The 12503-nt window shown below is 63.9% G+C and carries 12 protein-coding genes; 9 read left to right on the forward strand and 3 right to left on the reverse strand.

The window, feature by feature from the left end; genetic code table 11:
* The 8 genes from C8J44_RS17390 (at position 1) to C8J44_RS17425 (ending at position 8073) form a co-directional block, all read left to right on the forward strand.
* Positions 1 to 702: a PepSY domain-containing protein gene (locus C8J44_RS17390; protein WP_259466946.1), complete on the forward strand. Its 702-nt coding sequence runs from the start codon at positions 1 to 3 to the stop codon at positions 700 to 702.
* Between the two features lie 55 nt (positions 703 to 757).
* Entirely contained in the window at positions 758 to 1153 is a 396-nt protein-coding gene (locus C8J44_RS17395; protein WP_121905560.1) for a DUF305 domain-containing protein, read from the forward strand.
* Positions 1154 to 1208: 55 nt separating this feature from the next.
* Positions 1209 to 1658, forward strand: a complete 450-nt coding sequence (locus tag C8J44_RS17400; RefSeq protein WP_121905561.1) for a DUF411 domain-containing protein — start codon at positions 1209 to 1211, stop codon at positions 1656 to 1658.
* A 38-nt stretch (positions 1659 to 1696) separates the two neighbouring features.
* Positions 1697 to 2056, forward strand: coding sequence for a hypothetical protein (locus C8J44_RS17405; protein ID WP_121905562.1), 360 nt, complete (start codon positions 1697 to 1699; stop codon positions 2054 to 2056).
* A gap of 92 nt (positions 2057 to 2148) precedes the next feature.
* Positions 2149 to 3378, forward strand: coding sequence for a TolC family protein (locus tag C8J44_RS17410; RefSeq protein ID WP_121905563.1), 1230 nt, complete (start codon positions 2149 to 2151; stop codon positions 3376 to 3378).
* The gene (locus tag C8J44_RS17415; protein ID WP_121905564.1) at positions 3375 to 4595 is read left to right on the forward strand and encodes an efflux RND transporter periplasmic adaptor subunit; all 1221 of its coding nucleotides are present in this window, start codon (positions 3375 to 3377) and stop codon (positions 4593 to 4595) included. The genes C8J44_RS17410 and C8J44_RS17415 overlap by 4 nt, the downstream gene beginning before the upstream one ends.
* Positions 4592 to 7747 carry an efflux RND transporter permease subunit gene (locus C8J44_RS17420; RefSeq protein ID WP_121905565.1) on the forward strand — a complete coding sequence of 1052 codons (3156 nt, stop codon included), beginning with the start codon at positions 4592 to 4594 and terminating at the stop codon, positions 7745 to 7747. Before C8J44_RS17415 ends, C8J44_RS17420 begins: the two co-directional genes overlap by 4 nt.
* Before the next feature lie 2 nt (positions 7748 to 7749).
* Positions 7750 to 8073, forward strand: coding sequence for a copper-binding protein (locus tag C8J44_RS17425; RefSeq protein WP_121905566.1), 324 nt, complete (start codon positions 7750 to 7752; stop codon positions 8071 to 8073).
* A 38-nt stretch (positions 8074 to 8111) separates the two neighbouring features.
* On the opposite strand, the gene C8J44_RS17430 is transcribed toward C8J44_RS17425, so the two are convergent.
* Together C8J44_RS17430 and C8J44_RS17435 are read right to left on the reverse strand one after the other, a co-directional pair.
* On the reverse strand, positions 8112 to 10067 hold the full coding sequence (locus tag C8J44_RS17430; RefSeq protein WP_121905567.1) for a cytochrome c/FTR1 family iron permease: 1956 nt from the start codon (positions 10065 to 10067) through the stop codon (positions 8112 to 8114).
* Positions 10067 to 10693 carry a cation transporter gene (locus C8J44_RS17435; protein ID WP_121905568.1) on the reverse strand — a complete coding sequence of 209 codons (627 nt, stop codon included), beginning with the start codon at positions 10691 to 10693 and terminating at the stop codon, positions 10067 to 10069. The genes C8J44_RS17430 and C8J44_RS17435 overlap by 1 nt, the downstream gene beginning before the upstream one ends.
* 77 nt (positions 10694 to 10770) lie before the next feature.
* Here C8J44_RS17435 and C8J44_RS17440 point away from each other — a divergent pair, with 77 nt between their 5' ends.
* A complete protein-coding gene (locus C8J44_RS17440) occupies positions 10771 to 11190 on the forward strand; it encodes a helix-turn-helix domain-containing protein (RefSeq protein WP_259466933.1) in 420 nt (139 codons plus the stop codon).
* Here C8J44_RS17440 and C8J44_RS17445 read toward each other — a convergent pair.
* Positions 11187 to 12374 (reverse strand): aspartyl protease family protein, encoded by a 1188-nt coding sequence (locus tag C8J44_RS17445; protein ID WP_259466934.1) that lies wholly within the window; start codon positions 12372 to 12374, stop codon positions 11187 to 11189. The two genes, C8J44_RS17440 and C8J44_RS17445, sit on opposite strands and share 4 nt — an antisense overlap.
* Positions 12375 to 12503: the final 129 nt, after the last annotated feature.

Here is a 12503-nt window from a genome sequence, read left to right on the forward strand (position 1 = left end):
ATCGGCGCCAGCAAGCTTCATCGTTGGCTGGCGCTGATTATTGGCGTGCAGTTGCTGCTCTGGTTTTCCAGCGGCTTGTTGATGAGCATCCTGCCGATCGAGCGGGTTCGGGGCGAGCACCTCGTTGCCCGCGAAAGCGGTGAGACGCTGGCACCGGCTCAGCAGCTCGTTTCCCCCGCGGCCGTTCTGCGCGCTGCGCCGGGTCCTGTGCGCGAGCTGCGCTATACCAGCTTGCTCGGCCGCCCCGTTGCCGAGCTGACGATGGCGGACGGCACGGCGCGCATGCACGACGCCCGGAGCGGAAGCCCGATGGCGCGCATCGATGCCCTGCTTGCCGTGAAGGTCGCGTTGGCAGCGTACCGGGGCGCCGGCGCGCCTGCCCGGTCCGCAACGCTGGTACAAACGGCAAGCACCGAGTTTCGAGGCAAGCTGCCGGTGTGGCGCGTGCAGTTTAAGGATGCCGAGACGACCCGGGTTTTCGTCTCGCCGGCAAACGGCAAGATCGTCGGTGTCCGGACCGGCACGTGGCGGCTCTACGACTTTTTCTGGGGCCTTCACATCATGGATTGGAAGAACCACGAGGACTTCAACACGCCATGGATGGTGGCATTCGCAGCCGGCGGGTTGATCCTCGCCGTGGCGGGTGTGGTGCTCCTCTACATGCGCTGGCCCCGCCGCAGGCGGAGAAAAGTTGAGGGGTAAGCGAGGCTGGCGCGTAGCTCCCTTGTAGGGCGGGGGTTCCTAGGGAGCAGTACTCATGAAGACTATCACCACGATCGGCATACTCGCCGCAGCGCTCGCCGCCAGCCCCGTTGTCGCGCAGCAGGGCGGCATGGCGGGAATGGACCATAGCCAAATGCAGGGCATGGATCATTCCAAGATGATGCAGCCGACTCCGGCTAACCCTTACGGGCCGGACATGATGAAGATGGACGAGAAGATGATGTCGGCGATGGGCGCCGATGCCGGCGAGACGTGGGTCCGCAAGATGATCGAGCACCATCGCGGCGCCGTGACGATGTCGCAGACCGTGCTTCGTCACAGTCAGAATGCCGAGATCCGGCGCGAGGCGCAGAAGACGATCGACAGCCAAAACCGCGAGATCGCGACGCTCAATGCTATGCTGCGCAAGATGGGCAAGCGTCCCCAGTAAGGCCGTTGCCCAAGTCCCCGCCCTCACGGGCGGGGCTTACCCGAGGAGTTGAGCGATGAAGTTGTCGATCCGAAGCGCGCTCGTCGCCGCAGCCATGATGATGCCGGCTGCCGCGTTGGCGGCGAACGGCATTGCTATGCACCGCGATCCCGGATGCGGCTGTTGTGAGAAATGGGCGGCGCAGGTGCGCCAGCAGTTCGGCCGCAACGTCCAGATTATCGACGATGCGCACCGCGATGTGCTCCAGCGCAAGATAGGCGTGCCTGCGGATCTCGGCTCCTGCCATACCGCGATCATCGACGGCATGGCTTTCGAGGGACATGTCCCGATCGCTGACATGAAGCGAGCGCTTGCGCAGCATCCCAAGGGCGTACGCGGCCTAGCCGTGGCTGGAATGCCGATGGGTTCACCCGGCATGGAAGTGCCGGGCATGAAAGCTCAGCCGTATGACGTGATCGCGTTCGGTCCTGGGGGCCGGCGTGTGTTTGCTCATCATGGTGGATAGTCGTTGACACCCGCACGTCCACGCCCGACCGTATCGGCGTGAAAGGTCATCTTTCCCTCCTTCTCCTCTTGGGAGCATTGCTTGGCCTGTTCGGTCAGCAGGCTGCCTATGCCGGGGGACCGGCGCTTGCGCCGAAGATGGAAGCGAGCCACGCCATGCCGTCTGGCATGGACTGCGCCGGGATGGAGGGAATGCCGAAGGCCGTGCACGAGCAGCCCTGCAAAGGGCTTACGCTCGCATGCATCGCTCAGATGGGATGTATGATCCCCATGACCATCCAGGACCGTCTTCCTTTGACGGCACCACGCGTTCCCCTGCCTCCCGTTGCCTTCCGCGCCGTGGATGCACCCTTGGCCGGGCGCGACCTAATGCCGGAACTTCAACCGCCCACCGTCTGAACTGATCCGATCGCGGTCTTGCATCCGCGTTCCCGTAAGGGGGCGTGGGCGAGAGCGCGTGATCGTATCACTCCCTCCAGACGGACTTAGCCATGCGCGCATCCCTGATGCTGGCCGTGGCGGCGCTTTCAACGAGTGCCGCGCACGCAGAATCTCTTACTTATGACCAAGCGATACGCGGGGCGGTCGCAAACGCCCCCGGGGCAGCCGCAGCGCGCGCGGGAGTCACGGCTGCCCAAGCCGAGGCTGGCGCTGCCGGAAGCCTTCCCGATCCCCGATTATCGATCGGGGTTGATAACTATCCGATTTCGGGACCTCCGGCCTTCTCGCTGTCGCGTGACGACATGACGATGGCGCGGGTCGGCTTTCAGCAGGACTTGCCCAACCTGGCCAAGCGCCACGCCGCGCAGGCGCAAGCCCAGTCGGCAATCGTAACCGCTCAAGCAACCCAGGAGGTCAAGCTCCGCCAGATCCGGTTGGGCGCGGGACAAGCGTGGATCGATCTTGCCTATGCCAGTCGACGGTTGGCAGCGATCGATGCGATCATTACGTCGCTGCGCGCACTCCCTCCTGCCGCGCGAACGGCCGTTTCATCCGGCACGGCGCGTCCGGCCCAAAGCTTGGGGATCGATCAGGCCATTGCCGGTCTGGAGGATCGACGCGACGAGCTGGTAGCCGCAGTTGCGCGTGCCCGCGCCATGCTGGCCCGCTGGACGGGCGTGCAGGCTCCCGAGATCGCGGGCGACGTGCCGGCGATCGACTTGGCGCCGGTACGCTTGCGGGCAGCGCTTGAGCAGCATCCCGACATGATTTCTGCCGACGCTGGCATTCGTCGCGCCCAAGCCGATGTGGACGCAGCACGGGCAGAGAAGCGCCCGGATTGGGGTGCCGAGGTGGCGTACCAGCGCCGCGATCCTCGCTATGGAGATATGATATCGGCCGGCGTGTCGATGAGCCTGCCGCTCTTCGCACGGTCTCGCCAGAACCCGCGTATAGCGGCGCGGCAATCTGCTGAAGCACAGGCGGAGGCGCAGCGCGAGGAAACGCGACGCACTCTCGCGGCCGACCTCGAGGCCGCACTTGCTGACCATCAAATGCACCACAGTCAGTGGCAGCGGGCACAACGCGTACTTCTTACGCTGGCTCAAGAGCGAGCCGAATTGGAGACAGCCAGCTACTCGGCCGGTAGGGCAAGCCTCACCGACGTTATCGATGCCAAGGCTGCGCTTGCAGACGCCGAACTGACGTCACTCGAGCGGGAGGCGCAGGTCGCTTCCGATGCAGTCCGCCTCACCATCACTTTCGGGAGCTACGACCGATGAGCGGCACGACCATGACCCGCGCCCGTCTTGCAACCGCCGCGGGCGCACTGGCCTTTGTAGCAGGCGGCATTGGTTTCGGCATCGCGCGGCTTGGAAACACCGCCGGCTCGCCAACGCAGCAGGCGCAGACCGACCAGCGCGAGATACTCTACTGGTATGACCCCATGATACCGGCCGAGCATCATGACGGCCCCGGCCTTTCGTCGATGGGGATGAAGACGATTCCCAAATATGCCGACGCGAGTAGCGGATCAACGGCAAAGCCAGGCGTCACGATCGATCCGTCCGCAATGCAAAATCTCGGCATCCGTATCGCCACGACGACTACCGGGATGCTGGCCGGCACACTGGATGCGACCGGCACGATCGACTTCAACCAGCGCGACGTAGCGATCATCCAGTCGCGCGCAGCCGGGTTCGTCCAGCGGGTCTATAATCGTGCGCCAGGCGACGTGATCGCGCGTGGTGCGCCGATCGCCGACGTGCTGGTGCCCGAATGGGGCGGTGCACAGGCTGAGTATGAGGCCGTGCGGCGGACCGGCGACAGGGCGCTTGCCGCTGCCGCGGCCCAGCGCCTGCGCCTTCTCGGTATTCCGGGCGGCACGCCGCGCGGGCGCGGCATGACCACCGTGCGCAGCCCAATCGCCGGTGTCATCCAGACGCTTGACGCGCGGCAGGGTGTAACGCTCGCCACCGGGCAGACGCTGGCACAGGTCAACGGCCTAGCCACGGTCTGGCTGAATGCCGCAGTGCCCGAGGTGCGCGCGAGCGCCATCAAGGTCGGGCAAACCGCGACTGCCGAACTGGCGGCCTTCCCTGCCGAGCATTTTACCGGACGGATCATCGCTGTCTTGCCGACGACACAAGCCGACAGCCGCACGCTCACGGTACGGATCGAGCTGCGTAACCCCGGTGGTCGCCTGCGCCCCGGCATGTTCGCGACCGTCCATCTAGGCGGCACGTCCGACACCGCGCTGCTGGTGCCGAGCGAAGCCGTCATCCGCACTGGCAAGCGCACGCTGGTCATGCTCGCCGAGGATAAGGGCCGATATCGGCCAGCAGAGGTCAAGACGGGCCGTGATGCAGGTGGCAGGACCGAAATCCTCGCCGGACTGGCACCAGGCGAGAAGGTCGTCGCGTCGGGCCAGTTCCTGCTGGACAGCGAGGCGAGCCTGACCGGCATCGCCGCGCGGCCGATCACGGGCGACACGAAGTGATCGCGCGGATCATCGAGGCGTCCGTCAAGGCGCGCGTCCTCGTTCTGCTCGCCGCCCTCGCGCTGATCGTCATCGGGGTGGGCGCTTTGCGATCGACCGCGGTCGATGCGCTGCCCGACTTGTCGGACGTCCAGGTCATCATCCGCACCACCTATCCGGGCCAGGCCCCGCAGATCGTCGAGAACCAAGTCACGTATCCGCTCGCGACGACAATGCTGTCTGTGCCCGGCGCACGCGTGGTGCGCGGCTATTCGTTCGTCGGCGACAGCTTCGTCTATGTCCTGTTCGACGACGCGACCGACCTCTATTGGGCGCGCAGCCGGGTCCTCGAATATCTGAGCCAGGTGCAAAGCCGTCTGCCCGAGGGTGCAAAGGCATCGCTCGGCCCGGATGCTACCGGGGTGGGCTGGGTCTATGAATATGCACTCGTCGACCGGACCGGTCGTCACGATCTCGCACAGCTCCGCAGCATCCAGGACTGGTTCCTGCGCTACGAACTGAAGACCGTGCCGGGGGTCGCCGAGGTCGCGAGCATCGGCGGCATGGTGAAAGAGTATCAGGTTGTCCTCGATCCGCAGAAGCTGGCCGCTTACGGCATCACCCACGAGGCGGTCACTGAAGCGCTGAAGCGCGGCAACCAGGAGAGCGGCGGATCGGTTCTCGAGATGGCGGAGGCGGAATATATCGTCCGCGCGACCGGCTATCTGAAGACGCTCGACGATTTCCGCAGCGTGCCGCTCAAGACGGTTGGCGGCGTGCCCGTGACACTCGGGGACGTCGCCACGATTCAGATCGGTCCCGAAATGCGTCGCGGGTTGGCCGAGCTCAACGGCGAGGGCGAGGTTGCAGGCGGTGTCATCGTGATGCGCCAGGGCAAGAACGCGCGTGAAGTGATCGACGGGGTACGCACCCGGCTCGAGGAATTGAAGAAGAGCCTGCCACCCGGCGTGGAGGTCGTCACCACCTATGACAGGTCGGGCCTGATCGATCGCGCGGTCGACAATTTGCGCAGTAAGCTGATCGAGGAGTTCATCGTCGTGGCACTCGTCTGTGCGCTGTTCCTCTGGCACGTTCGATCGGCGCTGGTCGCCATTCTCACGCTCCCGCTCGGTATCCTGATCGCCTTCATTGCGATGCGCGTGCAGGGACTGAACGCCAATATCCTCTCGCTGGGCGGCATCGCCATCGCCATCGGAGCAATGGTCGATGCGGCCGTCGTCATGATCGAAAACGCGCACAAGCATCTCGAACATTGGGCGCACGATCATCCGGACGAGACGTTGCCGGGTGCCGAGCGCTGGCGCGTGATCACCGCGGCAGCGGTCGAGGTCGGCCCGGCGCTGTTCCTCAGCCTTCTCATTATCACGTTCTCGTTCGTGCCGATCTTCTCGCTCCAGGGTCAGGAGGGGAGGCTGTTCGCGCCGCTCGCGTTCACCAAGACCTATGCGATGGCGGGTGCGGCGATTCTGTCGATCACGCTGATCCCGGTACTAATGGGGTTGCTGATCCGCGGTCGCATCCCGTCCGAGAATGCCAATCCGATCAATCGCGTCCTCACCCGCATCTACCGTCCCGCGCTCGATTGGGTACTGGCGCGGCCGAAGCAGGCGCTGGTCATCGCCGGCCTCGTATTTGCGACCAGCCTCTGGCCAATCAGTCAGCTTGGCGGCGAGTTCATCCCGCAGATGAACGAGGGCGACCTGCTCTACATGCCTTCCGCGCTGCCCGGCATCTCGACCGCCAAGGCCGGCCAGTTGCTCCAGCTCACCGACCGGCTCATCAAGACCGTACCTGAAGTGGAAAGCGTGTTCGGCAAGGCCGGCCGCGCCGACACCGCGACCGACCCTGCGCCGCTCGAAATGTTTGAGACCACGATCCGCTTCAAGCCCAAAGATCAGTGGCGCGCGGGTATGACGCAAGACAAGCTGATCGATCAGCTCGACAAGGCGGTAAAGGTGCCGGGCCTCGCCAATTTCTGGATTCCGCCGATCCGTAACCGGATCGAGATGCTGTCTACCGGCATCAAGAGTCCGATCGGTATCAAGGTGGCAGGCGCGAACCTCGCCGAGATCGACGCGGCTGCGCGCGAGATCGAACAGGTCGCGAAGACCGTGCCCGGGGTGGGGTCTGCGCTCGCCGAACGGCTCACCGGCGGGCGGTATATCGATGTCGATATCAACCGGGCCGCCGCATCACGCTATGGTCTCAACGTCGCCGACGTGCAGTCGATCGTATCGAGCGCGATCGGAGGCGAGACGATCGGCCAGACCGTCGAGGGACTCGCGCGTTATCCGATCAGCGTGCGCTATCCGCGCGAGCTGCGCGACAGCATCGAGGGCCTGCGCAATCTGGCCGTACTGACGCCGGCAGGGCAGCAGATCACGCTCGGCACTGTCGCTGACGTTCGCATCACCGATGGACCGCCGATGCTGCGGAGCGAGAATGGTCGACCGGTAACGTGGATCTACATCGATGGACGCGGCGCTCCGCTCACCACCATCGTTCGTGATCTGCAGAACGTGATCGCCGCCAAGGTGAAACTGCCGCCCGGCGTCAGCGTCACCTACACCGGCCAGTTCGAGTATCTGCAGCGCGCGGTCGAGCGATTGAAGATCGTCGTTCCGGCGACCTTGGTCATCATCTTCCTGCTGCTCTACGCGACCTTCCGCCGGCTCGATGAAGCCGCGCTGGTGATGGGCACCCTGCCGTTCGCGCTCACCGGCGGCCTATGGCTGCTCTATCTGCTCGGCTACAACCAATCGGTCGCCACCGGTGTCGGGTTCATCGCGCTTGCCGGTGTCTCCGCCGAGTTCGGCGTGGTGATGCTAATCTACCTCAAGCACGCGCTGGATGCCCGGGGCGAGACACCGAACGATGCCGAGGTCGCAGCGGCAGTGCGCGAAGGTGCCCTCCTTCGGGTCCGGCCCAAGGCGATGACCGTCGCGGTGATCCTTGCCGGGCTGTTCCCAATCCTGATCGGGACAGGCACCGGCTCCGAAGTGATGAGCCGGATCGCTGCACCGATGATTGGTGGGATGCTGACGGCGCCACTTCTTTCGATGCTGGTGCTGCCCGCCGCCTATCTGCTGCTGCGACGATCGCGCCAGCCTGCCGCTTCTACGTTCCCCCTTCCCTCTTCAATCAAGGATTAGACATGAAAACCATCGTCCTACTCATCGTCGCCAGCCTCACGGCAACCTCCGTAGTAGCGCAGACAATCAAACCGATGCCGGGCATGGCGACGAAGGCCGCCAAAACCGGCAACGGTAGCGGCATCGTCAAGGCGCTTGATCCGAAGACAGCCAAGGTCACGATCCAGCACGGGCCGATCGCCGCACTGGCATGGCCCGGGATGACGATGGCCTTTGTCGCCAACCCGCCAACGCTCCTTAGAACCGTCAAGGTTGGGCAGCGGATCGATTTTACGGTGCAGGTCACTGCGACGGGGCCGACCGTGACCGCCATCAAGCCACGTTGACGTTGCAGGCGGACCGTCCAAGGCGGTCCGCTTCTACTCTAGGCCGAGGCAGCTTTCTGGGTCCGGCTTCCGCCACGCCGGTTCCACGCGAACCCGATGGCGATAGCGACCGCCATGAGAATTTGCGCGAGCACCGATTGCCAGGTCGGAAACAGACCAAGCATCGACAGCCGTGGTACGTCTGCGAGCGGCGCTATGTCGATGATCCCAGCTTCCTGGAGCGCAGCAACACCCTTGCCCGCAAGCACGACCGTCAACGCCGCCATCAGCCACGAGCTAAATCGGAAGAACTGCGTGATCGGCAGCTTTCGGGTGTAGCGGAGCATGGCCCAGGCGATCACGCCCAGCACAGCAACCGCTGACCCGGCACCGGCAAGGAGCATTGCGTTGTTTCCCTGCGCCGAGAGCGCCGCATAGAACAGTATCGTCTCGAAGACCTCGCGATAGACCACGACAAACGCCAGTCCGAACAGGAACCAGCCCGAGCCGCCCGAAAGCGCGCGCGACATCTTCTCGCGAATGTAGCGCTGCCACTGATCGGCTTGCGCCTTGCCGTGCATCCAGATGCCGACCGAGAGTAGCACGATCGCGGCAAACAGCGATCCGAACCCTTCAGTGAGCTCGCGGCTCGCGCCGCTGATCCCGATCGCATAGGTGGCAACCGCCCAGGTGACGCCGCCTGCGACGAGCGCGCCAATCCATCCGCCATGAACGTAGCGCAGGGCGTCGGTGCGATCGGCCTTGCGCAGAAATGCGATCATGGCGACGACGATGAGCAGCGCTTCGAGCCCCTCGCGCAACAAGATTGTAAATGCCCCCAGGAAGGTGGACGCATCTGTGGCGGCATCAGGGGACAGCACGGCTTCCGCATCGTCGAACAAACCGTCAAGCACCGATACCTTTTCCGTGAGATCTTCGGGCGAGGCACCGCGGTCGATCGCGGCGCGGAATTCACCCATAGCGCCCTCGATACGACCCATCAGGGTCGCATCGCGCGCTGTAAGCGTCGGCTCAACCGGTTCGAACCCGTCGAGATACGCGGACAGGGCGAGCTCCCTCGCCCCGCGCGCATCGCCGCGCCGGGCCGCAGCAACACTTTCGGCGACCTTGGTGCGAGCGATTGAGAGCGATCCGGGGGCTTGCTGCACCACCTGATCGGGGTGGCGCCGCAGGAACGCGAGCAGGGCGTCAGCCCTGGCTTCGCCGATCGAGGTGGCGAGTGCAGCCGGGGTGAGCGCGACCAGCGTTTTCAAATCCGGAATACGTCTGCGAAGCGCCGCGTCCGACTTCCACAGTCGCTCGCCTTCGCGTGCCTGTTCGTCGGTAAAGGCAAAGCTGCCAGCACGGAACGCGGCCGCCCAACGCTGATCGTTCGGCAGATCGGCGAAGCTCTGCATCGCCGTCCCGTCAATGCCCTGCGTCACCACCTGGTAGAGCGCGAACACGCTTCGTTGCCGGGCACGGGTTACGTCGGTGAACGCAATCGGGGGCGTGGAAAGCTTGGCCGCGTCGGGACCGCGCCCGTTTCCTGTCATACCGTGACAAGCGGCACAGGTTTGCTGGAACAGGGCAGAACCCGACGCGAGGTCCGGCACCTTGTCGGGAGCCAGCGGCACCGGATAGGCGCGTAGCAGATCGGCCGCGAGTCCATGCGCGAGAGTAGCGACCTGTTCGGCCGATCCCTTGCGGCCGATAAGTGCTTGGAGGTTGGCGGCCCCTTGAATGAGGATTTGCCGTTCGGGCTTCGCCGGCAAGCGATGAAGCCGGGTCGAGACCGATGCGGCAAACTCATTCATCTCAGCATATTCGGACGTACTCTTGACCCTGCCGGCCTCAACGGCGCCACTATAATCGACCGCCACATAGTCCAGCAGCCGCCACGCGGTTTGCACGTCAGCAGGATCGGCCATCGCCGAGGCTGGGACAAGCAAGGCGACTATTGTGGCCAAAAGCCGCGCCGAGAGCATCGCCCGGATCTTAGGGAGAAAACGCATTATCGCTGCCCCCGTTCGCGCAAAGCGCCTGTGACAATCTCATAAGCTGAGTGCAGGAACAGGAGCGCGATCACACCGGCGACCGCCAAATCCGGCCAGGCGCTTCCCGTCCAGGCGACCAGCCCGGCAGCGATAATCACGGCCACATTAGCGAGTGCATCGTTGCGGCTGAACAGCCAGATCGCACGAACGTTGGCGTCTCCTTCCCGGAAGCGTGCAAGCACCAGTGCCGAGGCGACATTGATTGCCAAAGCGACGACGCCAATCGCGCCCATCAGCTCGGCGTCGGGTGCGGTAGCGTTGAGGGCTCGCCAAATCGCGAAGCAGATCACTCCTATTCCCAAAGCGCCGAGAAACAGCCCTTGCGAGAGGGCAACATTAGACCGTGCCCGGGGCGCCCAGGTGAGTGCAAGCAGGCCAAGGAGGCTGATCGAGCCGTCGCCCAGAAAGTCGAGCGAGTCCGCTTTCAGCGCCTGACTGTCGGCCATAAATCCGCCGAACAGCTCGGCTACGCCAAAGCCGAGATTGAGCACCACGACGATCAGTAACGCGCGACGGTAGGCTGGATCATGTTGCGCGCGAGCTGGTTCGCCGGCGCAGCCACAGCTTGATTCATTGGAGGTCATGGTTTCTCCCCTACATGCTACAGTAGCTGTAGGATCAAGCGGAATCTGCGATCCGTTCGCATTAGCGGGATGACACTATGACGATTGCACCCATGATGATCGGCCAGCTTGCGCGAGAGACCGCGACAAAGGTGACGACAATTCGCTTTTACGAGACGATCGGGCTGCTAGCGGCCCCGCCGCGAACCGCGTCCGGACGTCGGACCTATGCCTCCGGGGACGCGCAACGGCTTCACTTCATCCGCAATGGCCGTAGGCTCGGCTTCTCGATCGACGAGATACGCTCGCTGATCCACCTGGCGGAGAACCCAGCCCAGGATTGCAGCGCGGCATCCGCCATTGCCGCCCACCACCTTGCTGATGTGGAAAGCCGTCTTGCGCAGCTCGCATCCTTACGCGACGAGCTAGCGGCCCTTACCCGAAGCTGCACGAACGAACAGATAGCGGATTGCCGGATTATGCAGGCGATTGGTGAGGTCCGTGCGCCAAAGACTTAGTAATAATCCGCAAGTCGGAGCTGACGGTCATGACCGGCCTGATCCTTGAGTTTTATGACCGTTCCGGATGGCATGAAGCGCCATCGCCAACGCGCCCCGTGTGTGTAAAGCGCATCGATCGGGAAGCCATTCACCGCAACGATGCGGTTTCCGGGTATCCAACCGTCTTTCCCCGCCGGGCTGTTCGCCGCCACATGGACGACGTCGAGGCCCGTTGGGGAAGCTGCGAGCCCGAGGCCGCTTCGATCCTTCAACATGGGAAGGCGGTGTCCGGAGGCGGGCGGGCGGAGCCATACAAACCCGGCAGTCACATCAAATATGGCGTCGAACTGACCAATTAGTGGCAATCCGATATTGCCGACCGTGCGGGTCGAAAGCCAGTTGCGGTTTCCCAACGTCGGAATGTTCTCGGCAGAGAGCCCGCCGATCGTCAGTTTAGGGGTTGTGAAAACGTCGACGGTAGCAACGCCTTCGACGCCGCCAAGCGCCGCAGTAGATGTCGCTCGCCCGCGAGTCAGGCCATGCGCATCGACATAAGCCGAAGACAGCATGAGCGCCGCGGAGCTGCCAAGGTCGATCATCAGCGGCACTGCGCTCATGCCTCCGATCGCGGCAGATACATACAGCTCCTGCTTCGCACCATGCCCCAGAGCGACCGGCGTCCAGTCCGAACCGCCGAGGAAACTGCCGGTCGGCATGAGCGCGAATTGCCGATGTCCAAAATCAAGAGCTATGCAATTCCCGATGAACATATCTGCGCCGAGCAGCATGTTGATCCGTCTTCCGAACGCGGCTGACAGTGCGCCCAGATCCGCTACCACTGCGAACGGAAGTCGACGTGTTCGATGCCCGAGCTGCACCTCGACATCATGGATCAAGCGGACCGCAGCTTTCCCGCCCAAGCCGCTTATCGTGCGCCGTTCGCCGTCCGCCATCCCGAGTGTTCGTGCCAACGACACGTCGATGATGGACGCCCCGCTCCCGCTATCCAGCACCGCCTCGACTGACGATCCCGCCACCCGAGCCTTCACCAACAGCGTGTCGCCGGTTGCTACTTCCAAGGGCTGCCAGTCAGGAAATAGCGGACCAAAGTTCCACTGGCCAACGAGATGCGGCGCGATGGCCGCCAAGCCAGGTTTGCCCACGGCTGCAGACACACCGAAACCCAACAGGCGGCCGATCAACGAGCGCCGGGACACGCGCGGGGTTCCCGGTTGTGTGAACAACACAAAGCAATCTCCAAGCCTCCGTCGACGGAAGGTGCAGAAGTCGCCTACAAGCTACAGTCACTAGAGGAGCAAGCGCTTCTGCTT

The organism is Sphingomonas sp. PP-CE-3A-406 (assembly GCF_003688625.1).
Classification (GTDB): Bacteria; Pseudomonadota; Alphaproteobacteria; order Sphingomonadales; family Sphingomonadaceae; genus Sphingomonas.